The 22,680-nt window shown below is 44.3% G+C and carries 23 protein-coding genes, 1 pseudogene and 1 other annotated feature; all 24 genes and pseudogenes read left to right on the top strand.

The window, feature by feature from the left end; genetic code table 11:
- Positions 1-135 precede the first annotated feature (135 nt).
- The 24 genes and pseudogenes from purE (at position 136) to PG840_RS03485 (ending at position 22,673) form a co-directional block, all read left to right on the top strand.
- Positions 136-648, top strand: coding sequence for a 5-(carboxyamino)imidazole ribonucleotide mutase (gene purE / locus PG840_RS03595; protein WP_008372927.1), 513 nt, complete (start codon positions 136-138; stop codon positions 646-648).
- Between the two features lie 43 nt (positions 649-691).
- Positions 692-1,717, top strand: a complete 1,026-nt coding sequence (gene purM / locus PG840_RS03590; RefSeq protein WP_055156423.1) for a phosphoribosylformylglycinamidine cyclo-ligase — start codon at positions 692-694, stop codon at positions 1,715-1,717.
- Positions 1,711-2,337 (top strand): phosphoribosylglycinamide formyltransferase, encoded by a 627-nt coding sequence (gene purN / locus PG840_RS03585; protein ID WP_022220988.1) that lies wholly within the window; start codon positions 1,711-1,713, stop codon positions 2,335-2,337. The genes purM and purN overlap by 7 nt, the downstream gene beginning before the upstream one ends.
- Before the next feature lie 16 nt (positions 2,338-2,353).
- Positions 2,354-3,625 (top strand): phosphoribosylamine--glycine ligase, encoded by a 1,272-nt coding sequence (purD, locus tag PG840_RS03580; RefSeq protein ID WP_022220987.1) that lies wholly within the window; start codon positions 2,354-2,356, stop codon positions 3,623-3,625.
- 144 nt (positions 3,626-3,769) lie between these two features.
- Positions 3,770-4,001, top strand: a binding site (T-box leader).
- Between the two features lie 74 nt (positions 4,002-4,075).
- A complete protein-coding gene (locus PG840_RS03575) occupies positions 4,076-6,730 on the top strand; it encodes a valine--tRNA ligase (RefSeq protein WP_270205893.1) in 2,655 nt (884 codons plus the stop codon).
- Positions 6,731-6,912: 182 nt separating this feature from the next.
- On the top strand, positions 6,913-9,120 hold the full coding sequence (locus tag PG840_RS03570) for an LTA synthase family protein (protein ID WP_270205899.1): 2,208 nt from the start codon (positions 6,913-6,915) through the stop codon (positions 9,118-9,120).
- Between the two features lie 29 nt (positions 9,121-9,149).
- A complete protein-coding gene (locus PG840_RS03565) occupies positions 9,150-10,457 on the top strand; it encodes a bifunctional folylpolyglutamate synthase/dihydrofolate synthase (RefSeq protein WP_270205892.1) in 1,308 nt (435 codons plus the stop codon).
- Positions 10,450-10,584 carry a hypothetical protein gene (locus tag PG840_RS03560; RefSeq protein ID WP_022220983.1) on the top strand — a complete coding sequence of 45 codons (135 nt, stop codon included), beginning with the start codon at positions 10,450-10,452 and terminating at the stop codon, positions 10,582-10,584. Before PG840_RS03565 ends, PG840_RS03560 begins: the two co-directional genes overlap by 8 nt.
- An 11-nt stretch (positions 10,585-10,595) precedes the next feature.
- On the top strand, positions 10,596-11,966 hold the full coding sequence (locus PG840_RS03555) for a tetratricopeptide repeat protein (RefSeq protein WP_008372948.1): 1,371 nt from the start codon (positions 10,596-10,598) through the stop codon (positions 11,964-11,966).
- A 194-nt stretch (positions 11,967-12,160) separates the two neighbouring features.
- Positions 12,161-12,475, top strand: a complete 315-nt coding sequence (locus PG840_RS03550) for an STAS domain-containing protein (protein ID WP_008372950.1) — start codon at positions 12,161-12,163, stop codon at positions 12,473-12,475.
- Positions 12,475-12,945, top strand: a complete 471-nt coding sequence (gene spoIIAB / locus PG840_RS03545) for an anti-sigma F factor (protein ID WP_270205891.1) — start codon at positions 12,475-12,477, stop codon at positions 12,943-12,945. The genes PG840_RS03550 and spoIIAB overlap by 1 nt, the downstream gene beginning before the upstream one ends.
- Positions 12,924-13,643 (top strand): RNA polymerase sporulation sigma factor SigF, encoded by a 720-nt coding sequence (gene sigF / locus PG840_RS03540; protein ID WP_008372953.1) that lies wholly within the window; start codon positions 12,924-12,926, stop codon positions 13,641-13,643. Before spoIIAB ends, sigF begins: the two co-directional genes overlap by 22 nt.
- A 74-nt stretch (positions 13,644-13,717) precedes the next feature.
- Positions 13,718-13,900 (top strand): hypothetical protein, encoded by a 183-nt coding sequence (locus tag PG840_RS03535; RefSeq protein ID WP_044999057.1) that lies wholly within the window; start codon positions 13,718-13,720, stop codon positions 13,898-13,900.
- Complete coding sequence (locus PG840_RS03530; RefSeq protein WP_022220981.1) at positions 13,884-14,519, top strand: stage V sporulation protein AA; 636 nt, start codon at positions 13,884-13,886, stop codon at positions 14,517-14,519. Before PG840_RS03535 ends, PG840_RS03530 begins: the two co-directional genes overlap by 17 nt.
- The gene (locus tag PG840_RS03525) at positions 14,509-14,925 is read left to right on the top strand and encodes a stage V sporulation protein AB (RefSeq protein ID WP_022220980.1); all 417 of its coding nucleotides are present in this window, start codon (positions 14,509-14,511) and stop codon (positions 14,923-14,925) included. Before PG840_RS03530 ends, PG840_RS03525 begins: the two co-directional genes overlap by 11 nt.
- 12 nt (positions 14,926-14,937) lie before the next feature.
- Complete coding sequence (locus PG840_RS03520; RefSeq protein ID WP_008372960.1) at positions 14,938-15,396, top strand: SpoVA/SpoVAEb family sporulation membrane protein; 459 nt, start codon at positions 14,938-14,940, stop codon at positions 15,394-15,396.
- Positions 15,397-15,412: 16 nt separating this feature from the next.
- A complete protein-coding gene (gene spoVAD, locus PG840_RS03515) occupies positions 15,413-16,423 on the top strand; it encodes a stage V sporulation protein AD (protein WP_022220979.1) in 1,011 nt (336 codons plus the stop codon).
- 13 nt (positions 16,424-16,436) lie between these two features.
- Positions 16,437-16,793 carry a SpoVA/SpoVAEb family sporulation membrane protein gene (locus PG840_RS03510; protein ID WP_022220978.1) on the top strand — a complete coding sequence of 119 codons (357 nt, stop codon included), beginning with the start codon at positions 16,437-16,439 and terminating at the stop codon, positions 16,791-16,793.
- A gap of 148 nt (positions 16,794-16,941) precedes the next feature.
- Positions 16,942-18,576: a Na/Pi cotransporter family protein gene (locus PG840_RS03505; protein ID WP_044999060.1), complete on the top strand. Its 1,635-nt coding sequence runs from the start codon at positions 16,942-16,944 to the stop codon at positions 18,574-18,576.
- 48 nt (positions 18,577-18,624) lie between these two features.
- A pseudogene (locus PG840_RS03500) lies at positions 18,625-18,888 on the top strand (ABC transporter substrate-binding protein); the annotation flags it as partial.
- A 13-nt stretch (positions 18,889-18,901) separates the two neighbouring features.
- On the top strand, positions 18,902-20,368 hold the full coding sequence (locus PG840_RS03495) for a glycoside hydrolase family 32 protein (protein WP_270205890.1): 1,467 nt from the start codon (positions 18,902-18,904) through the stop codon (positions 20,366-20,368).
- An 18-nt stretch (positions 20,369-20,386) separates the two neighbouring features.
- Positions 20,387-21,343 (top strand): carbohydrate kinase family protein, encoded by a 957-nt coding sequence (locus tag PG840_RS03490; protein ID WP_270205889.1) that lies wholly within the window; start codon positions 20,387-20,389, stop codon positions 21,341-21,343.
- Between the two features lie 130 nt (positions 21,344-21,473).
- Positions 21,474-21,578, top strand: a complete 105-nt coding sequence (locus tag PG840_RS17010) for a dockerin type I domain-containing protein (protein ID WP_082424237.1) — start codon at positions 21,474-21,476, stop codon at positions 21,576-21,578.
- Between the two features lie 120 nt (positions 21,579-21,698).
- Complete coding sequence (locus tag PG840_RS03485; protein ID WP_195502501.1) at positions 21,699-22,673, top strand: alpha/beta fold hydrolase; 975 nt, start codon at positions 21,699-21,701, stop codon at positions 22,671-22,673.
- Positions 22,674-22,680: the final 7 nt, after the last annotated feature.

Raw genomic sequence — 22,680 nt, 5'->3', positions numbered from 1 at the left:
AATAATACCAATAAGTAAAATTAAATAATGGTCAGATAAGTAACGGTTGACATACCGCAACAGACTTAGTAAAATAACTTATAAGTGGTTAGCTATTTATTAAAATACTTATAGATAAAAGAAAAGGAGATCATTATGCCAAAAGTTGGAATCGTAATGGGCAGCGACTCAGATATGAAAGTAATGGGAAAAGCTGCTGACATGCTGGAAAAGTTTGGAATCGATTATGAGATGACGATCATCTCGGCACACCGTGAGCCTGACGTATTCTATGAATATGCGAAGTCTGCAGAAGCAAAAGACTTCAAAGTAATTATTGCAGGTGCAGGTATGGCAGCACATCTTCCTGGAATGTGTGCAGCAATCTTCCCGATGCCGGTTATCGGAATCCCAATGTCAGGGAAGAATCTGGAGGGTGTCGACGCACTCTATTCAATCGTTCAGATGCCGCCTGGAATCCCGGTTGCCACAGTTGCGATCGACGGCGGAGCAAACGCAGCAATTCTGGCTGCAAAGATTCTTGCAACCTCAGATCCTGAGCTTCTTCAGAAACTGAAGGATTACACTGCAGAAATGAAAGAAACCGTCCAGAAAAAAGCAGAAAAGCTTGAAAAAATCGGACACAAAGAATATATCAAGCAGATGTAGGCATACAGATGTCAGTGAAAATACCAGGAGGATATAGAAAATGTTGGATTATAAGACAGCCGGCGTAGATATCGAGGCAGGATATAAATCAGTAGAACTTATGAAAAAGCATGTAAAAGAAACCATGAGACCGGAAGTATTAGGTGGACTTGGCGGTTTTGCAGGTGCATTTGATCTAAGCGGAATCAAGAATATGGAAGAACCAGTACTTCTTTCCGGAACAGATGGATGTGGAACAAAGGTGAAGCTTGCATTTGTAATGGACAAGCATGATACGATCGGTATTGATGCCGTTGCCATGTGTGTGAATGATATCGCATGCTCTGGTGGAGAACCGTTATTCTTTCTGGATTATATTGCCTGTGGCAAGAATTACCCGGAAAAGATCGCTACCATCGTAAGCGGTGTGGCAGAGGGCTGCAAGCAGTCAGGATGTGCACTTGTAGGTGGAGAGACAGCAGAGCATCCGGGACTGATGCCGGAGAATGATTACGACCTTGCAGGTTTTGCAGTCGGAGTTGTAGATAAGAAAGATATTATCGATGGTTCTGATATTAAGCCAGGTGATGTACTTGTTGCAATGCCGTCTACAGGGGTTCACAGCAATGGATTTTCACTGGTTCGTAAGGTATTCGACATTACAGAAGAATCCTTAAATACATACTATGATGAATTAGGAAAGACACTTGGCGAAGCACTTCTTGCTCCGACCAGAATTTATGTAAAAGCACTGAAGAACGTAAAAGAAGCCGGTGTAAGAGTCAAAGGATGCAGCCATATCACAGGCGGTGGATTCTATGAAAATATTCCGAGAATGCTTCCGGAAGGAATCCGTGCAGTGGTAAAGAAGGACAGCTATGAAATCCCTGCAATCTTCAACCTGATTGCAAAGACTGGCAACATTGCAGAAGAGATGATGTACAATACCTTCAATATGGGTATCGGTATGGTTGTCGCTGTCGATGAAAAGGATGTAGATGCTACAATTAAGGCAATGAAAGAAGCTGGAGATGAAGCATTTGTGGTTGGTTATGTAGAAGCAGGAGAAAAAGGAGTTACTTTATGTTAAGAGTTGCTGTACTTGTATCCGGAGGCGGAACCAATCTGCAGGCAATCATTGATGCAGTGGAAAATGGCACGATCACCAATACAGAGCTGGTCGGTGTCATCAGCAATAATAAGAACGCATATGCACTCACAAGAGCCGGGAATCATCAGATCCCGGCACAGTGCGTTTCGCCGAAGGATTTTGAGACAAGAGAAGAGTTTAACAAAGTTTTTCTTGAAAAGGTAGACGAACTGAAACCGGATCTTATCGTTCTGGCGGGATTTTTGGTTGTGATCCCGGAAGAAATGATCAGCAGATACCGGAATAAGATCATCAATATCCATCCATCTCTGATTCCGTCGTTCTGCGGAACGGGATATTATGGACTGAAGGTTCATGAGGCAGCACTTGCCAGAGGGGTAAAGGTGGTTGGAGCAACCGTACATTTTGTAGACGAAGGAACGGATACCGGTCCGATCATTCTCCAGAAGGCTGTTGAAGTAGAAGAAGGCGATACACCGGAGGTTCTGCAGAGACGTGTGATGGAGCAGGCGGAGTGGAAGATCCTTCCACATGCGATCGACCTGATCGCAAATGGAAAAGTAACAGTAAAAGATGGCAGAGTGTCAATTGCCCGTTAGAGAAGGAGGAGCACCAATGAAAGTATTGATCGTAGGCGGTGGCGGAAGAGAACACGCAATTGCATATTGTGTAGCAAAGAGCAGCAAGGTAGAGAAGATGTACTGTGCACCGGGAAATGCCGGGATTGCAGAGCTTGCAGAATGTGTACCGATTGGTGCGATGGAATTTGACAAGCTGGTTACATTTGCAAAGGAAAAAGAGATCGATCTGGCAATCGTAGGAATGGATGATCCGCTGGTTGGCGGTCTTATAGATGAATTTGAAAAAGCTGGGATCCGCGCATTCGGACCAAGAAAAAATGCAGCAATCCTGGAGGGAAGCAAGGCATTTTCAAAAGATCTGATGAAAAAATATGACATCCCGACCGCAGCATATGAGAACTTTGACAATGCAGACGAAGCGCTGGCTTATCTGGAGACAGCCAAATTTCCGATCGTTCTGAAGGCAGATGGTCTGGCACTTGGAAAAGGTGTACTGATCTGTAATACGTTGGAAGAAGCAAAAGCCGGCGTGAAAGAGATCATGCTGGACAAGAAATTCGGTGCATCCGGTAATACCATGGTTGTAGAAGAATTCATGACAGGACGTGAGGTTTCTGTTCTTTCCTTTGTAGATGGAAAGACCATCAAGACTATGACAAGCGCGCAGGATCACAAGAGAGCAAAAGACGGAGATCAGGGATTGAATACCGGTGGTATGGGAACTTTCTCACCGAGTCCTTTCTATACAAAAGAAGTTGACGAATTCTGCCGGAAATATGTGTACCAGAAGACGGTAGATGCAATGGCAGCAGAGGGAAGAGAGTTCAAGGGGATCATCTTCTTCGGACTGATGCTTACCGAAGACGGACCGAAGGTTCTGGAATACAATGCCAGATTCGGAGATCCTGAGGCACAGGTTGTTCTTCCGCGTATGAAGAATGATCTGATCGATGTGATCGAAGCCTGTATCGACGGAACACTGGATCAGGTAGATCTTCAGTTTGAAGACAATGCAGCAGTCTGTGTGGTACTTGCATCTGACGGTTATCCGGTCGCTTATGAAAAAGGACTTCCGATCACAGGTCTTGACGAGTTCAAGAAACATGAAGGATACTATTGCTTCCATGCCGGAACCAAATTCGACGGAGACCAGATCGTGACAAACGGAGGACGTGTCCTCGGTGTGACAGCCAAAGGAGCAACGCTCAAAGAGGCCCGTGCCAATGCTTACAAAGCAACCGAATGGGTTAAATTTGATAACAAATATATGCGCCACGATATCGGAAAAGCGATTGACGAGGCTTAGGAATTTAGGGCGGGATCTTTCTTATTCAGAGGGATTTCGCCTTTTTTGAGTTAAGTGAAAAATTTAATCTTTAAGAAGTTCTAAAGATTTCATGAACTTCTTGACAAATCGGACTTTGAATACTATGATTATCAATAGTTATGGGAAAAGGCAATGAGAAAGAGGAGTATGCAGACTGGTCCGAAGAAGAGAAAACCGTTCACAGGCTGAGAGACGGTTTACGGGAAGTGGTTGCAGAAGGTAGCTTTGGAGCCGGGTATCTGAAAAAGGGCGAGTAGGATATCACGGGGTGGTTTCCGTTATAGAACTGTGAGAGATACGAGATGGATTTATTTCGTGGAACAAAGGTGGTACCGCGTTTATACACGCCCTTTACATATTGTAAAGGGCTTTTTTTATTCTTTAGAGAGAGAGCAAAAGTGCGCGGTGGACTTATAAGAGGAGGAAACAATGAGTAAGAATCTTGAAAAGACCTACAATCCGAAAGAGATTGAAGCGAAACTTTATGAAAAATGGTGTGAAGAAAAGTATTTTCACGCTGAAGTTGACAGAAGTAAGAAACCATTTACAACGGTAATGCCGCCACCGAATATCACCGGTAAGCTGCATATGGGACATGCTCTCGATAATACACTTCAGGATATCCTGATCCGTTACAAGAGAATGCAGGGATATAATGCACTGTGGATCCCGGGAACAGACCACGCTGCAATTTCAACAGAAGTAAAGGTTACAAACCAGTTAAAGGCAGAGGGAATTGATAAGAAAGAACTCGGAAGAGAAGGATTCCTTAAGAGAACCTGGCAGTGGAAAGAAGAGTACGCAGGAACCATCGAAGGTCAGCTGAAAAAGCTTGGTGTATCCTGTGACTGGGACAGAGAACGTTTCACCATGGATGAAGGATGCTCGAATGCGGTCAAAGAAGTATTCATTCGTCTTCACGAAAAAGGATTTATCTACAAAGGTTCCAGAATCATCAACTGGTGTCCGGTATGTAAGACTTCCCTTTCTGACGCAGAAGTTGAGCATGAGGAACAGGCAGGACATTTCTGGCACATCAAGTACCCGATCGTAGGAACAGAACGTTTCCTTGAGATCGCAACTACACGTCCGGAAACTCTGCTTGGAGATACAGCGATCGCCGTACATCCGGACGATGACAGGTACAAAGATATCGTAGGAAAGAATGTCATCCTTCCGTTAGTTGGAAGAGAAATCCCGATCGTGGCAGACGCTTATGTTGATAAAGAATTCGGAACAGGTGCGGTTAAGATCACACCGGCACATGACCCGAATGACTTTGAAGTAGGAAAGAGACATAATCTTCCGGAAATCAACATCCTGAACGATGATGCTACCATCGTAGAAGGATACGGAAGATATTCCGGAATGGATCGCTACGAAGCAAGAAAAGCAATCGTAGAAGATCTGGAAAAAGAAGGATACCTTGTAAGCATCGAAGAACATGTACACAACGTTGGAACACATGACAGATGTAAGACAACCGTTGAACCGATGATTAAACCACAGTGGTTTGTTAAGATGGATGAGCTTGCCAAACCGGCGATCAATGCGATCAAGACCGGCGAATTAAAATTCGTACCGGAACGTTTTGGTAAGATCTACCTGAACTGGCTGGAAAATATCCGTGACTGGTGTATTTCACGTCAGATCTGGTGGGGACACAGAATTCCGGCCTACTATTGTGATGAATGTGGAGAAGTGGTTGTTGCACGTGAGATGCCGGAAAAATGCCCGCATTGCGGATGCACACATCTGACACAGGATGAAGATACACTGGATACCTGGTTCAGTTCAGCACTGTGGCCGTTCTCAACACTTGGATGGCCGGAAGAGACAGAGGACTTCAAGTATTTCTATCCGACAGATGTACTGGTAACTGGTTATGATATTATTTTCTTCTGGGTAATCCGTATGGTATTCTCCGGATATGCACATACTGGAAAAGCACCGTTCCATACTGTTCTGATCCATGGACTGGTAAGGGATTCCCAGGGACGTAAGATGAGTAAATCTCTTGGAAATGGTATCGATCCGCTGGAGGTCATTGATGAGTACGGTGCAGATGCACTCCGTCTGACTCTGATCACAGGAAATGCACCAGGAAATGATATGCGTTTCTACAACGAACGTGTAGAATCCAGCCGTAACTTTGCCAATAAGGTATGGAATGCATCCAGATTTATCATGATGAACATGGAAGATAAGGTAATTTCCAAACCGGATGAGGCAGACTTTGAAGTAACCGATAAATGGATTTTATCCAAGGTAAATACACTTGCAAAAGATGTAACTGAGAACATGGATAAATTTGAACTGGGTATTGCAGTACAGAAAGTATATGACTTTATCTGGGATGAATTCTGTGACTGGTACATCGAGCTTGTAAAATACAGGATCTACCATTCTGATGAAAATTATAAGAGCGCCAATGCAGCACTTTGGACACTGAAGACGGTTCTTGGTAATGCACTGAAGATGTTACATCCATTTATGCCATTTGTAACAGAAGAAATCTACAGCGCACTGGTACCGGAGGAAAAATCTCTGATGATGTCAGACTGGCCGCAGTTTAGCGAAGACTGGTGCTATGCAGACGCTGAAAATATAACAGATCATATGAAAGAAGTTATCCGTGGTGTCAGAAATGCGCGGGCAGAAATGAATGTACCGCCGAGCCGTAAAGCAAAGGTTTATGTAGTATGCGAAGATGAGAAGCTCTGTGAAGGATTCGAAGAGCTGACAACATGCGCATGCCCGCTTATGAGTGCTTCTGAACTTGCTGTCCAGGCTGATAAGGCAGGTATTGCGGATGATGCCGTATCGATCGTAGTACCGGATGCTTCTGTATATGTACCACTGGAAGAGCTGATTGACTTCGAACAGGAAATCGAGCGTCTGACAAAAGAAGAAGAAAAGCTTACAAAAGAAATCAACCGTGCAAAGGGAATGCTTTCAAATGAAAAATTCGTCAGCAAAGCACCACAGGCAAAGGTTGATGAAGAAAAAGCAAAGCTTGAAAAGTATACACAGATGATGGAACAGGTGAAAGAACGTCTGGAGGCTTTAAAGGCAGGAAGATAATCACTGCAGGAAAGTACTAAGGCATATTCTTTTTTAGCCGGATATACCGTCAGGCGCAGCATAAACTGCGCCTGACGGTACAGAAACACGTAAGGGGTTAAAAGACGATGAAGGAAATTCATTTTAAAAAGATTCAGTGGAAAAAACCGGATCTGAAAGGAAAATGGCAGAAGCTGAAGAATATGAAGCCAGGAGATATAAAGGCGCATTTAAAAAAGCAGCATGAGCGAAGACAGCAGATTCTTGAAAAGCGGCGAAACAGCAAATTCGCAAAAAAGATGGCACCGTACTATAAGATAATGAACCGGTTCTCTTTGCCGCTTCAGGCACTGTGGGCTTGTATCATTAACTTTATCATTGAAGCACTGTCCAGACATTCTGCAATTGCAGCTTGGCAGTATATGACAGGAACACCGCTGGTATTTTTGTACAATGCCGGAATGATTTTCGTTACACTTTTAATCGCTTATCTGGTGCGGCGCCGGGTGTTTACACGACTGATCATCAGTGCATTGTGGCTCTTTCTGGGTGTTGTCAACGGAGTGATGCTGGCAAAGCGTGTTACGCCGTTTAATGCACAGGATCTAAAGACATTTACAGAAGGACTGTCACTGTTTACAAACTATTTCTCGGTGGCAGAGCTTGTGATGATGGGAATTGGTGTTCCGGCACTGCTCATCTGGCTGGTTGCCATGTGGAGACGTGCCGGACAGTATGAAGGAAAGATGCACAGGATCCCGATGCTGATTATTGTTGTTGCAGCGTTTTTTGGATATTCTGTACTGACAAATGTTGCTGTAGATAAGAGGATTATTTCTACTTACTTTGGAAATATCGCATTTGCTTATCAGGATTACGGACTTCCGTATTGTTTCTCGGCCAGCCTTTTTAATACAGGTATTTCAGAACCGAATGATTATAACAAAGACACGATCGAGAAGATCACGGATAATAGAGAGATGACAGAGAGCACATCCGACAATGGTGTGAGACCGAATGTCTTGTTTGTACAGCTGGAATCTTTCTTTGATCCTATTGAATATGAGGATCTGCAGATGTCAGAGGATCCGATTCCGAATCTGCGCAAGATGTTTGAAAATTATTCTTCCGGATATTTTAAGGTTCCTTCGGTAGGAGCCGGAACAGCCAATACAGAATTTGAAGTGCTGACAGGTATGAACCTGCGTTATTTCGGACCGGGCGAGTATCCTTATAAGACAAAGCTTAAGAATCAGGTATGTGAAAGTGCAGCAACTGCATTTTCTGCATTCGGTTACGGAACCCATGCGATTCACAACAACGGTGGTAATTTCTACAGCCGTGCGAAGGTATTTAACAATATTGGTTTTGACAGCTTTACAAGTAAAGAGTTTATGAATATTCTCCAGACAACAGAGAATGGATGGTCGAAGGATGATATTCTTCTGACGCACATCAAAGACGCTCTGGACTCTACCGAGCAGGAGGATTTTGTATTTACAGTCAGTGTACAGGGACATGGAAATTATCCGACAGAAAAGGTGATTGAGAACCCGAAGATCACCGTAACAGGAGCACCGACAGAAGAGAAGAACAATGCCTGGGAATACTATGTGAACCAGGTATATGAGATGGATCAGTTTGCCGGTAATCTGGTAAAAATGATGGAAGAACGCGGTGAGCCGACTGTGGTCGTATTCTATGGTGACCATCTGCCGACAATGGGACTGGAAGCAAAGGATATGAAGAACCGTTATCTGTACAATACAAATTATGTGATCTGGGACAATCTTGGACTTCAGAAAGAGGACCGGAACATTCCGTCCTACCAGATCATGGCGGATGTGATGGACCGCCTGGGATTACATTCCGGTACGGTATTCAACTATCACCAGCAGAGACGCCAGACAAAGGATTATCTGAAGGATCTGGAGCTGTTACAGTATGATATTCTGTATGGAGACCAGTATGTATACAATGGTAAGCCGCCGATCACAGAAGGCCATATGCAGATGGGGATCAAGGAGGTTACGCTCACGGATCTTGTAGAAAATCTGGATGAGACCTACAGCCTCTACGGAACAAACTTTACTAAATGGAGCAAGGTTTACATCAATGATGAAAAGCAGGAATCTACTTTCCTCAATAATACAAGGATCGAACTTCCGGACAGTAAGTTGAAGGATGGAGACATCATTACGGTCAGCCAGGTCGGATCAAGCAATACCATCTTCAGGACTTCAAGAGAATATATTTACATGGATGGAAAAATCCTGGAATATACAGATGAAGTAAAAGAACAGAAGAATTCTGCAAAGATGGACGGCGATCAGCAGAAGACAGAAAATGCCGGACAGTCCGGAGAACAGCAGGATCAGAATAATAAAGAAGAAAAGAGCGGGCAGCAGTAGAGTTCCGCTTAAGAAAGACGGGAAAGATTGTGAAGTATGAAGAAGTAGTCCGATATATAGAGGACATACCAAAATTTACAAAGAAGCATACGCTTTTGCATACCCGTGAATTTATGAGAAGATTGGGGAATCCCTGCCAGGGAAGAAAGGTTCTTCATGTGGCAGGGACGAACGGAAAGGGAAGCGTCTGCGCATATATGCAGGCGATTCTTCTTTTTGAGGGAAAGCGTGTCGGATTTTTTACATCACCACATCTGGTGAAGCTCAACGAGCGGATCCGGATCAATGGAAAAGATATTGACGATGATACCTTCTGCCGGATTTTTGCAAAGGTGCGGCAGGTGGCAGAAGAACTGGAAAAGGAAGGGATGGAACATCCTTCTTATTTTGAATTCCTGTATGGAATGGGTATGCTTGCATTTGAAGAGAATGATGCAGAGTATATTGTACTGGAGACAGGACTTGGCGGAAGGCTGGATGCGACTAATTCCTTCGAGCATCCGTTCCTGAGCGTGATCACATCGATCGGACTGGATCACACAGAGATCCTTGGAGATACGATTGAAAAGATCGCGGGAGAAAAAGCCGGAATCATCAAAAAAGGCGTACCGGTATTTTTTGACGGCTCTGATGAAAGAAGTAGTCGGGTTATAGAAGAAACTGCCGAAAATGTAGAAGCACCGTGGTATAAAATGGAAAAAGATGCGTTGAAAATTCGAGAAATTACAGACAAACATATTGCTTTTTCTATTTTGGATGAGTATGATAATAATACCGTATGGCAGGTGGCTAGCACCGGAATCTATCAGGTGATGAACGCAGCACTTGCAATCCGGGCGATGAGATATACATTTGGCGAAAAGGCAGAAATCTGCAAATGGCAGAAGGTGGTTGCATCTGTTAAATGGCAGGGAAGAATGGAAGAGGTTCTTCCCGGAGTTATCTTTGACGGGGCGCATAATCTTGCGGCAATCCGTGAATTTACAAAGAGTATCCGGCTGCAAAGAGAGGTGGAAGGGGAAATCCATCCACTGATAATCCTTTTTTCAGCCGTTGCAGATAAGGATTATAGTCATATGATCGAGCTTTTATGCAGAGAATCGAAAGCAGATGATTATGTCATTGCCAAAGTAGATAATAAAAGGGGAGCGCAGGCAGATACACTTGCCGCGTTGTTCCGGAAGTATACAGACAGACCGGTCTATCGGGAGGACACGCTTGCTGATGCATTTACACGTGCACTGAATGAAAAGGGCAGCGAAGGGAAACTTTACTGTCTGGGGTCGCTCTATCTGATAGGGGAGTTAAAAGAACTGATAGGAGGACAAGATGCTTAATTTTGAAGAAGAACTTAAGAAGTTCAAACCAAGTCTGGAAGTAGAAGATATCGAGAATGCAGTATATCAGGAGGATCTGTCTGATATGACAGATATCTTAAGAGAGATGATGGATCAGAAAAAATAGGGGAGATTTTGATGGACTATAAGCAGAAACTCGAGTACCAGTCGAACTACTGGTACAATGATGGACTGAAGAAAGCGCAGATCCGGGATCTGTCCGGGGCAATTGTGTCGTTAAAAAGAAGTTTGCAGTTTAACAGAGAAAATATCACAGCGAGGAATCTTCTCGGACTTGTCTATTATGGACGTGGAGAAGTAGCGGAGGCTCTTGTAGAGTGGATCATCAGTAAAAACTTCAGGGCTTCAGAGAATATTGCCAGCTACTATATCAGTAAGGTTCAGGATAATCCAAGTGAGCTGGAGAAGGTGAATCAGGCAGTTCACAAATACAACCAGTGTCTTGGATACTGTAGACAGAATGGAGAAGATCTTGCGATCATCCAGCTGAAAAAGGTGGTTGTGGCACATCCGTCTTTCCTGAAGGCATATCAGCTTCTGGCACTTCTTTATATGCATTCCGGACAGTATTCCAAAGCAAGACAGAGCCTGAAGACGGCACTCAAGCTGGATGTGACGAATGATATTACGCTCCGGTATATGCATGAGCTGAACCGTCAGCGGAATCGGCAGGTTGCACATATTAAAGAGGAAAAGCATGGCAGACAGTCGGTTGTCACATACAATCTGGGAAATGAGACGATCATCCAGCCTGCAGCAACACTGCGAGATAATGCGGCAGTGATGACAGTTGTCAATATTCTGATCGGTATGGTGGTTGGAGCGGCAGTGGTGTGGTTCCTGATCGCTCCGGCGGTAAACCAGACAAAGTCGTCTACAAAAAACCGGAATGTCATTGCACTAAGCGAGCAGATAGCTTCACAGAAGACACAGATCCAGACGCTTAAGGATGAACTGGAGGGATACCGTAACAGCAGTGATGAGGTAGAATCGGCAAAGCAGACCGCCGCATCCACACAGGACAGCTATGATGCCCTGATCAAGGTATATCAGCAGTATTATGGCGGAACAACGAGCAATGCGGATATGGCAGATACGTTGCTTGGACTGAACAGGGATTCGTTGGGAGAAGAGGGACAGAAAATCTACGATTCGATCTCCGGTTCCGTGTTCCCGCGAGTATGTGTGAGCCTGTATTCGACCGCGCAGTATGAAGTGCAGAGTGGAAATTATGATGATGCCATTTCGGATCTTGAAAAGATCCAGAAGATGGATGACTCTTATAGTGATGGTGGTGTGTACAAGCTTCTTGGAGACGCGTATGCCGGTAAAGGTGATAAGGACAATGCAAAGAGCAATTACGAAAAAGCAGCGACCGATTATCCGGGAACACAGGCAGCATATTCGGCACAGAGCGCACTGGATGCAATGGGATCAGATGGAACTTCGGAGAATACTTCCGGTGGAACAGGCACCCAGGGACAATAAAATATAAAAGGCACAAAAGAGAAAGTAGCGAAAAAAGGCGTTACTTTCTCTTTTTGTTTTATAGGAAATTCCGAAGGAACTTCCTATAAAACAAAAAGCACTACGTGCTGTAAATGCGCACTCTTTTTATAAATCCATCAAGGCTATTGGCGTATTTGTATAAATAAAAAAGACAGAAAGGGGTTTAAGCAAAAATGCAGTATCAGATCAAAGAAAATTGTCTTACGATTTTTCTTCCGGCGGAGGTGGATCATCACAATGCGGAGGAGATCAAACGGGAGGCGGATAAGGTGATCGAGGAGCAACATATCAAATATGTGATCTTTGATTTTGGAAGAACGAATTTTATGGACAGTTCCGGGATTGGAGTGATCATGGGACGGTACCGGCATATCTTTCTTCTTGGCGGGGAAGTATGGGCGATACATACAAGTGAACGGATGCGGCAGATTCTGAATATGTCCGGCGTGACGAAGATCATACAGATTTATGAGGAGGGAATGATGTAATGGAATATTTTAACGAGATGGAAGTAGTTTTTGACAGCAGATCGGAGAATGAGGGATTTGCAAGGGTGGCAGTGGCTGCGTTTATGACGCAGATGGATCCGGTTCTGGAGGAAGTGGCAGACGTGAAGACAGCGGTCTCCGAAGCAGTGACGAACAGCATTATTCATGGATATGAGGGCCGGACGTCCGGAAAGATCACGGTCTGGTGCGGGATTGAAAAAGATAAGAAGACCATTCTGGTCACAGTGAAGGATCAGGGCATCGGTATCGAAAACGTGGAGCAGGCGATGGAGCCACTCTATACGACCAGGTCGGATATGGATCGGTCCGGGATGGGATTTGCATTTATGGAGGCATTTATGGATGAAGTACAGGTGGAATCTGTGCCTGGAAAAGGGACTACGGTTTGGATGAAGAAAACGACAGGAGGGGAAAAGAAGGAAGCTGTATGGACCACACAATCGCATTGATCAGACGGGCTCACGAAGGGGATGAAAATGCGAGGGCACAGCTTGTGGAGGAAAACACCGGTCTGATCTGGTGTGTGGTGAAAAGATTTTACGGACGGGGCACAGAGGCAGAGGATTTATTTCAGATCGGAAGCATCGGGCTTTTAAAAGCGATCGATAAGTTTGATCTGGGCTATGATGTGAAATTTTCTACCTATGCAGTTCCGATGATCACAGGAGAAATAAAGCGTTTCCTGCGTGATGACGGGATGTTGAAGGTCAGCCGTTCCTTAAAAGAGATTGCATATAAAGCATATCAGGCAAAGGAGGCGCTCACGGAAAAGCTTGGAAGAGAACCGCTGCTGGAAGAAATTGCGGAAGAAACGGGTGTGGAAAAAGAGGAGCTGGTGATGGCGATGGAGGCAGCAGGAGAAGTGGAATCGCTTCACAGACCGGTCGGTATGAAAGATGGAAATGAAGTAATGCTGCTGGAAAAGATTGCAGATACAGGCGGTGCAGAAGAAAAGATCCTGGATCATCTTCTGCTTACAGAGCTGATAAAAGAATTAAAAAAAGACGAGAGAAAGCTTCTGTATCTGCGCTATTTTGCAGATAAGACGCAGACAGAAATCGGCGAAGAGCTTGGAATTTCCCAGGTGCAGGTATCGCGGATGGAGAAAAAGATCCTGAAAACCATGCGGGAACACGCAAAAGAATAAAAGGATGTATGTTTTCTGGAAAAACAGGGATACTATTTCCTATCTGAAACAGATCACAAAGGAGGCGGATGCGATTGGAAAGAAGAAAAAAATATATCTGGGGCTGTGTTCTTTGTGCCCTGCTGACAGCTGTTCTGATCGGAATGATCTACTATTATAATGACGTCCGGGGGACAGACCAGGTAAGTGAAGGAACGCTGATCTGGCAGGCGCTACCGGTAAAAGAAAGGACGGATACAGATGTCTTCGGGAAATGAAATACTTTATATCAAAGGGGAAAAGAATACCGAGGTGAAAGAACCAAATGTGACATTGGGAGATATCCTGACAATGGAATGCAGCAATTCTTCCATCATGAACAGGATTAAACCACTGCGGATCCTGAAAATCCCGAAAAAAGAACAGCACAGATATGTGGTGTCTGTTCTGAAAATCATAGAATGTATCCATCGGGAAATTCCCGGACTACAGATTCAGAACGAAGGAGAAAGTGACCTGATCATTACCTATGAAGGGGAGAAAAAACGAAATGCTATCTGGCAGGGAATTAAAGTGGTTGTAGTTGCGGGAATCACATTTATCGGAGCAGCATTTTCCATCATGGCATTTAACAATGATGTGTCGGTGACAAAGATGTTTTCCCGGATTTATCTGCTTCTTACCGGAGAAGAATCGAATGGATTTACCCTGATAGAGCTGACTTACTGCATCGGGCTGATCGTAGGGATCCTGATTTTCTTCAATCATTTAGGAAGAAAGAAATTTACAGCAGATCCGACGCCGATGGAAGTGGAAATGCGTTTGTATGAAAATGATATTCAGGAAACTTTGATCGAAGCTTATGCGAGAAAGGAAAAAGAAGTCGATGTGGATTAGGCAGATTCTGGTGGCGGTGGTTGGTCTTGCATCCGGATTTGCAGTCGCGGCAGGACTGTTTTCATTTATTATCGGACTTGGCGTAGTGTCAGATTTTGCAGACCGGACACATACCGGGAAGCATGTCATGCTGTATGAAAACTGCATTATGGCAGGTGGGATCCTTGGAAATATTTTCTGGGTATACGGGCTCGCGATGCCTGGCGGCAAATGGATCGTTCCGGTGTTTGGACTTTTTTCCGGAATTTTTGTTGGTTGCTGGTCAATGGCACTTGCGGAAATCCTGAATATTTTTCCGATTTTTATCCGGAGGATCAAAATTCTGAAATGTGTGCCATGGCTGATTTTTGGGATGGCGCTTGGGAAAAGCCTTGGAGCACTTCTGTTTTTCTATAAAAGATGGTAACTGGAGGAGAAAATGAAGCAACAAGAGAAAGAAAAAGAGTATGAAACATATGTAAAAGAGAAAACACCGGTCAGGAAGCCTGGACCTGCGATGGCAAAAGCATTCGTGACCGGCGGGATCATCTGTACGATTGGACAGACGATCTTAAATGCGTGCGAAAAGGCGGGAATGTCAAAGGATATTTCTGCAAGCTGGTGTTCACTGATTCTGATCCTGGCAAGTGTGGTGCTGACCGGATTTGGAATCTATCCGAAGATCGCGAACTGGGGAGGAGCGGGAGCACTGGTGCCGATCACCGGATTTGCCAATTCCGTTGCGGCGCCGGCAATTGAATACAAAAAAGAGGGGCAGGTTTTCGGAATTGGCTGCAAGATATTTACGATCGCAGGACCTGTGATCCTGTACGGAGTTTTCACCAGCTGGGTTCTGGGACTGCTCTATTGGATTGGGACGCTGATCGGAATTGTGTGAGCAAGGAGGGATGGACATGAATGCGATGAAAGGAACGCAGAGTATTGCATTTTCGGAAAGTCCGTATCTGGTAAGCGCCGGATCGGTTGCCGGAAAAAAAGAAGGAGAAGGGCCACTTGGAAAATATTTTGATATTGCATCGGAGGATGACCTTTTCGGAGAGAAAACCTGGGAGCTTGCAGAAGGAACAATGCAGAAGCTTGCGTGTAAGCTGGCATTGAAAAATGCGGGAGTACAACCGGAGGAGGTACGCTATCTCTTTGGCGGTGATCTTTTAAGACAGGGAATTGCTACATCGATGGGGGCGGAAGAACTTCAGATTCCGGTGTTTGGTCTTTTCGGCGCATGTTCCACATCCGGAGAGGCACTTGCCCTTGCTGCAATGACTGTGGCGGCAGGCTATGGAGATCTGGTGCTTGCTGCAACATCGAGTCATTTTGGAAGTGCAGAAAAAGAATTCCGTTTTCCACTTGGCTATGCGAATCAGAGACCACTTTCTTCTACTTGGACAGTGACAGGAAGCGGAGCCTTTCTGGTAGGAAAAAAGAAAAGCCGGGTGCGGATCAGTGGAGTGACGATTGGGAAAATTGTGGATTATGGGCTGAAGGATTCACAGAATATGGGAGCGTGTATGGCACCGGCAGCGTGTGATACGATTCTGCAGAATCTTATGGATTTTGGAAGGGGTGAAAAGGATTACGACCGGATCATTACCGGAGACCTGGGCTATGTGGGACAATCGATTTTATTTGACCTGCTTCGTAAGAAAGGGCTGGATATCAAAGAAAATCATATGGACTGCGGAATGACGATCTTCGATCAGCAGACACAGCATACCAATTCCGGTGGAAGCGGCTGCGGCTGCGCGGCGATCACTCTTGCAGCATATATTATGCCACAGCTGATATCGGGGGAGTGGAAAAGGATCCTTTTTGTACCAACGGGGGCGCTGATGTCGACGGTCAGCTTCAATGAAGGAGAAAGCGTTCCGGGAATTGCACATGGAATTGTGCTGGAACATTGTTAAAGGAGGAAAGAAAATGGACTATATCAATGCATTCTGGGTAGGAGGACTCATCTGTGCACTGGCGCAGATCCTGCTTGACCGGACGAAAATGATGCCGGGAAGAGTCATGGTAAGCCTGGTGGTACTTGGCTGTATTCTTGGTTTTGTACAGATATTTAAACCACTGCAGGAGTATGCGGGGGCAGGCGTGAGCGTGCCATTGCTCGGTTTTGGAAATACTTTATGGAACGGGGTAAAAGAGGCAGTCGACAAGGAAGGATTTATCGGAATTTTTCTTGGAGGATTCAAGGCAAGTGCGGCAGGAATCAGCGGCGCATTGATTTTTGGGTACATTGCATCATGGATATTTGAACCAAAGATGAAGGGGTAATGGGAATATTTTTCGTCAGAACTACGAAAGAAAATTTATTGTACAGAGAGAAAAATGATGTTAAGATGAAATCGTGGCTGTGTAAATGGCCTGTAAAATAAGAATCAGAGTGAAAAAGAAAAAGTACATAAGAGGAGATAACACGACTATGAAGTACACAAGTATCATTATTCCGTTTGTCGGAGGCCTTGGTATGTTCATTTATGGAATGCAGATCATGGCACAGGGGCTGGAGAATGCTGCCGGCAACCGGATGAAGTCATTGCTTGAAGCACTTACAAAGAATAAGTTCTTCGGCGTATTGCTTGGAGCGTTCATTACCGCAGTGATCCAGAGCTCATCTGCGACGACCGTCATGGTAGTCGGTTTTGTAAATGCCGGTATCATGAACCTTCAGCAGGCGATGGGAGTTATCATGGGTGCGAACATCGGTACAACAGTTACCGGATGGCTGGTATCCAGTGTAGAATGGGCCAAATTTTTAAGTCCGTCCAATCTGGCACCGGTTGCGATCATGATCGGTGTGATCATTATGCTGACCGGAAAGAGGCGTTCGACAAAAGATATCGCAAGTATTGTGGTTGGTTTCGGACTTTTATTTGTCGGGATTTCATCCATGTCCTCAGCGGTGGAACCACTGAAAGATAATGCAGCATTCTGCAATATTTTCGTATCACTGGGACACAATCCGTTGCTTGGAATTGTGGCGGGTGCAGCCGTTACGGCGATCATCCAGAGCTCATCTGCATCGGTCGGAATCCTGCAGAGCCTTGCAGCAGCAGGTCTTGTACCGTTTGGCGCAGCAATCTATATTATCATGGGACAGAATATCGGTACCTGCGTAACTGCAATCCTGTCCAGTGTGGGTGCAAAGAAAAATGCGAAAACCGCAGCGCTGATGCATCTGATCTTTAATATCATCGGAACGATCATTTTCAGTATTATTGCGATCGCATATCTGAGTATTGTGAATCCGGCATGGGCGCATGGAAATATCACCCAGACACAGATCAGTATGGTGCATACGGTATTCAATATTGTGACAACCGTTCTGCTGTTCCCGGTTTCTGACTGGATCATCAAGCTTGCCAAGAAGATCGGACATGTGGAAGAAGAGGTACAGGATGAAAGTGTAGTCCTTCTGGATGACCGTATGCTGGAGACCCCTGGTATCGCGATTCAGTCAACCGTTTCCGAGCTTGTCCGAATGGGACATGTGGTTGCGGATTCTCTGGAGGTTGCAAGAAAAGTTATGTTCGAACGAAAAGAAGAACAGATTGCGTTCCTGAAGGAAGAAGAAAGCAAGGTAGACCGGTTAAGTGCCGGTATCACATCCTATGCGATCAAGCTGTCGACTCTGCAGATCAATGAACGTGAGCATGAAGAGGTGGCGCATATGCTCCAGATCGTGTCGGATATGGAACGTATCAGTGATTACTGCGAAAACATTTCTGAGTTCGCGGAATCACTGCTGGAAAAGCAGGTGGATTTCTCTGAGGTTGGAGTGGAACATCTGAACAAGATGCTGGATGTCTGCATTGCAAGTTATCTGTATGCGTTGGAAGCCTTTGAGTCCAATGACCGCGAAAGTGCGTTAAAGACCATCGAGAAAGAAACAGAGGCAGACGGGCTGGAGATTTCCCTCCGCGCAAAGCATATTAAGCGTCTTACCAACCAGCAGTGTAACACAGAAGCCGGAGTGGTATTCCTTGATTCTCTGGTATGCCTGGAAAGAATTTCCGACCATGCCAGAAATATTGCGGAAGAAGTGCTGGCGGAATAGAAGATAGGAAAATGCAAAAGTGCATGTGGCCTGACGGCTACATGCACTTTTCTGAAAGATATGAACAGCAAATATGTATATCCAAATGTATTCATGAGTATCGAAGATACCAATAAAGTGTCACAGTATGATACCGACATCAAAAAATATGCAGAGCAGAAGAAAGCCGACTGGATCTTAAATGGTGGAATCGAAAAAGAGTGGGATTCTTACCTTGATAAAATGGAAAAGTACGGACTTTCCGATTATCTGGCTATTAAACAGAAGTATTTCGATCAGTACCAGAAATCGCTTTCAGAAGAGAATAAGTAGCAGGAGAAAATGCATGAGTGAGATGTTAGAAAAAGCAAGAAATTATGAGACAGAAAAACAAGTGTATGTAAAGAAAACGACCAAACCACTGTTCCATGTTACGGCACCGACCGGATGGATCAATGATCCGAATGGTTTTTCCGTATATGATGGGAAAATACATTTGTTCTATCAGTACAATCCATATCAGAGAGAGTGGGGACCAATGCATTGGGGACATAGTGTGACTGACGATATGGTCCGCTGGGAGCAGCTTCCGGCAGCGATTGCACCGGATCAGGAATATGATAAGGCAGGATGTTTTTCCGGAAGTGCGATCGAAGCAGATGGAAAGCATGTACTTGTATATACCGGAGTTACCAGAGTAAAGCAGGCAGATGGAAGTGAGCAGGAACGGCAGAATCAGTGTATTGCATTTGGTGATGGAAAAGATTATGTAAAGTATGAAAAGAATCCGGTTGTAACAGGTGAGATGCTTCCAGAAGGATGCAGCCGGATTGATTTCCGTGACCCGAAGATCTGGAAAGAAAACGATACCTATTATCTAATCGTTGGAAATAAGAATGATAATCAGGTTGGGCAAGTTGTGCTTTGTTCGAGCAAAAATCTGACAGACTGGAAATTTGAGACAATTCTGGCATCAAATGAAAATGGTGATATAGGAACGATGTGGGAATGCCCGGATTTCTTTGCTTTAAAAGACAGACATGTGCTGATCTGTTCGCCACAGGATATGAAGGCGCGGAAATATGAGTTTCACAATGGACATAATTCGGTGTATTTTTTGGGAGACTACGATGCAAACAGATGCAGATTCAGCAAAGAACAGCCGCATACACTTGACTATGGTATGGACTTCTATGCTCCACAGACAACAGAACTTCCGGATGGCAGACGGATCATGATCGCATGGATGAAATCATGGGATGCCTGTGTGATACCGAATTCGCAGGACTGGCAGGGAATGATGACATTTCCGAGAGAATTGGAGATAAAAGAAAACCGTATCTGGCAAAATCCGGTGAAAGAACTGGAAAATTATCATCAGAATCCATGTTGCTATGAACACGCAGAAATCGAAGGCGAGACAGTGCTTGCAGGAGTAGAGGGACGCACAATTGATCTTACGGTGACACTGGAAGATGGAGAAAATACAATCTTTTCTATCAAACTGGCAGCAGATAGTGAGTATGAAACGAGTTATACCTATAATAAGGAAACCAGACTTCTGGAAATCGACCGTACATACTGCGGTGTTACAAAAGATGTGGTATGTGTACGAAAATTCAGAATTGAGGATCCGGCAGGGCTTAAAAAGATGCGTTTTATCCTGGATTATCATTCGATCGAACTTTTTATTAATGATGGACAGCAGACGGCGACCACTGCAATCTGTACGCCTCTGAATGCGAAAGATATTTATTTTTTCAGCGATAAGAAAATGACAATGAGTGTTGAAAAGCATGATATTATAATGTAAAAAGCAGGAGAATAAGAAATGGACGTAGTAGCTTTAGGGGAATTGCTGATTGATTTTACAGAAAATGGTATTAGTAGCCAGGGAAACCCATTGTTTGAGGCAAATCCGGGAGGGGCACCATGCAATGTCCTGGCAATGTTAACGAAGTTGGGACACAAAACGGCTTTTATTGGAAAAGTAGGAAATGATTTTTTTGGAAAGCAATTGGAAGATGCAATTAAAGCAATTGGAATCAATGTGACCGGTCTGAGAAAAGATGATAAAGTACATACGACATTGGCATTGGTTCATACTTATCCGGATGGAGACAGAGATTTCTCTTTTTATCGAGATCCGGGAGCGGATATGATGCTGACAGAAGAGGAAATTCCAGAGGAATTAATTCTTGAGACACGGATTTTTCATTTTGGGACCCTGTCTATGACACATGAGAAAGTACGCAGAGCGACAAAAAAAGCAGTTGCAATTGCAAAACAGGCTGGTGCGATCATTTCATTTGATCCTAATATACGTGAGCCACTGTGGAATACAATGGATGAGGCAAAAGAGCAGGTATTGTATGGTCTGGGACAGTGTCATATCCTGAAAATTTCAGATAATGAAATTCAGTGGCTGACAGGAAAAAATGACTATACAGAGGCTGTAAAATGGATCAGGGAGAAATATGATATCCCGCTTATCCTGGTATCTATGGGAAAAGAAGGCAGTAGAGCTTATTATCAGGACAGGATGGTTGAAAAAGCACCTTTTATAAACGAAAATACAATAGAAACAACTGGTGCCGGAGATACATTTTGCGCATGTGTTTTGCATTACATATGTAAACATGGACTAGAAAATCTGACTGAGAAAAATTTAAAGGAAATGCTGACTTATGCAAATGCTGCCGCATCAATTATCACAACACGTAAGGGAGCATTGCGGGTGATGCCACGACCGGAAGAAATTGAGGCATTGATTGCAGGACATCACTAAATGTGGAGAGAAAGGGGCTGTGAAAAAAGAATAGTCCCCAAAAAAAGAAAGACCAAGAGTTTATAATGAACTCAAGGTCTTTCTTTCTGTTATAATTAACTTGTGATGCATATGATATTTAAGCCAAAGGATATTCGAAAGTCATGCAGCGGATATCAATGGAGATGGAAACGTAACGATTACAGATTTAATGCGATTGCTGAATTATGTAAGTGGAAAAAGCGCAACTTTATAATTTTGAACAACTTTAAAGAACTGTATACAGAAATCCTATAGCAGAGAGTTCCCCTCTCTGCTATAATCATATCAGAAAATAAAAAGTACGAACCAAAATCTATCGGGGAGGTTATCACACATGCAGACACCTATTTTACAGGAAAGTAACTACAAAGAAGAAATGCAGACCATCGTAGAACCGTATCTTGTATCTATCGGAACGGAATTCTATCTGGAAAGACATGCAGGGCAGAAGATCCACTGTATGCATTATGTTCCGGAGAACCCACATGCGGTTGTGATGTTGTCACATGGATTTATTGAAAACGCGGAAAAATATAAGGAGATCGCCTATTATTTTGCAAAAGAAGGTTTTAGCGTATATCTTCCGGAGCACTGCGGACATGGCTTCAGCTATCGTCTGACAGAAGATGAATCCCTGGTGCATCTGGACAGCTTTGAACGTTATGTAGAGGACTTTATCTTTGTAACCAAGAAGGCAAAAGAGGACAATCCGGGGATGAAGATTTATCTGTACGGACATTCTATGGGAGGCGGAATTGCGGCAGCAGTTGCGGCAAGAGCACCGGAAATGTTTGAGAAGGTAATTCTGTCGTCACCGATGATCCGCCCACTGACCGGAGGGGTGCCGTGGCATGTGGCAAAGGCGATCGCAAAGACATCCTGCAAGGTGGGAAGGAATAAAAAATATGTAGTCGGTCAGAAGCCATACAAGGAGCCAGGAAAATTTGAAGAGAGCTGCTCCCTTTCCCGTCCGAGATTTGAGTATTATGAAGAAAAAAGGACGAAGGAAGCCCATTATCATCTGAACGCACCGTCTTATGGATGGCTCGGAAATGCAATGCGTCTGAACCGGTATCTGGAAAAGACCGGATGGAAGAAGATCAAAGCACCTGTCATGCTCTTTTCGGCAGGCAAGGATAATCTGGTGTCGAATGCAGCGCAGGAACGTTTTGTGCGAAAACTAAACAAGAACAGACCGGAAAGTGCCGAGCTTGTGAAGTTCCCGGAGTCCAAGCATGAGATATTCAATGCGGAAAATACGATTGCGGAAGAATACTGGAAGAAAGTGTTTGATTTTTTTGAATCATGATTTTTAA

The organism is Coprococcus sp. AM97-35 (assembly GCF_027697525.1).
GTDB lineage: Bacteria > Bacillota > Clostridia > Lachnospirales > Lachnospiraceae > Allocoprococcus > Allocoprococcus comes.
The sequence above is the reverse complement of the archived record's forward strand: the minus strand, read 5'-3'. Positions and strand labels throughout refer to the sequence as shown.

Coding starts and splice junctions, on each gene's coding strand:
- sigF (WP_008372953.1), top strand. CDS start 12,924: ATGGACCACACAATCGCATTGATCAGACGGGCTCACGAAGGGGATGAA.
- PG840_RS03520 (WP_008372960.1), top strand. CDS start 14,938: ATGAAGCAACAAGAGAAAGAAAAAGAGTATGAAACATATGTAAAAGAG.
- spoIIAB (WP_270205891.1), top strand. CDS start 12,475: ATGGAATATTTTAACGAGATGGAAGTAGTTTTTGACAGCAGATCGGAG.
- PG840_RS03560 (WP_022220983.1), top strand. CDS start 10,450: ATGCTTAATTTTGAAGAAGAACTTAAGAAGTTCAAACCAAGTCTGGAA.
- purE (WP_008372927.1), top strand. CDS start 136: ATGCCAAAAGTTGGAATCGTAATGGGCAGCGACTCAGATATGAAAGTA.
- PG840_RS03490 (WP_270205889.1), top strand. CDS start 20,387: ATGGACGTAGTAGCTTTAGGGGAATTGCTGATTGATTTTACAGAAAAT.
- PG840_RS03485 (WP_195502501.1), top strand. CDS start 21,699: ATGCAGACACCTATTTTACAGGAAAGTAACTACAAAGAAGAAATGCAG.
- PG840_RS03575 (WP_270205893.1), top strand. CDS start 4,076: ATGAGTAAGAATCTTGAAAAGACCTACAATCCGAAAGAGATTGAAGCG.
- PG840_RS03550 (WP_008372950.1), top strand. CDS start 12,161: ATGCAGTATCAGATCAAAGAAAATTGTCTTACGATTTTTCTTCCGGCG.
- PG840_RS03510 (WP_022220978.1), top strand. CDS start 16,437: ATGGACTATATCAATGCATTCTGGGTAGGAGGACTCATCTGTGCACTG.
- PG840_RS03570 (WP_270205899.1), top strand. CDS start 6,913: ATGAAGCCAGGAGATATAAAGGCGCATTTAAAAAAGCAGCATGAGCGA.
- purD (WP_022220987.1), top strand. CDS start 2,354: ATGAAAGTATTGATCGTAGGCGGTGGCGGAAGAGAACACGCAATTGCA.
- purN (WP_022220988.1), top strand. CDS start 1,711: ATGTTAAGAGTTGCTGTACTTGTATCCGGAGGCGGAACCAATCTGCAG.
- PG840_RS03525 (WP_022220980.1), top strand. CDS start 14,509: ATGTGGATTAGGCAGATTCTGGTGGCGGTGGTTGGTCTTGCATCCGGA.
- spoVAD (WP_022220979.1), top strand. CDS start 15,413: ATGAATGCGATGAAAGGAACGCAGAGTATTGCATTTTCGGAAAGTCCG.
- PG840_RS03495 (WP_270205890.1), top strand. CDS start 18,902: ATGAGTGAGATGTTAGAAAAAGCAAGAAATTATGAGACAGAAAAACAA.
- PG840_RS03530 (WP_022220981.1), top strand. CDS start 13,884: ATGTCTTCGGGAAATGAAATACTTTATATCAAAGGGGAAAAGAATACC.
- PG840_RS03555 (WP_008372948.1), top strand. CDS start 10,596: ATGGACTATAAGCAGAAACTCGAGTACCAGTCGAACTACTGGTACAAT.
- PG840_RS03505 (WP_044999060.1), top strand. CDS start 16,942: ATGAAGTACACAAGTATCATTATTCCGTTTGTCGGAGGCCTTGGTATG.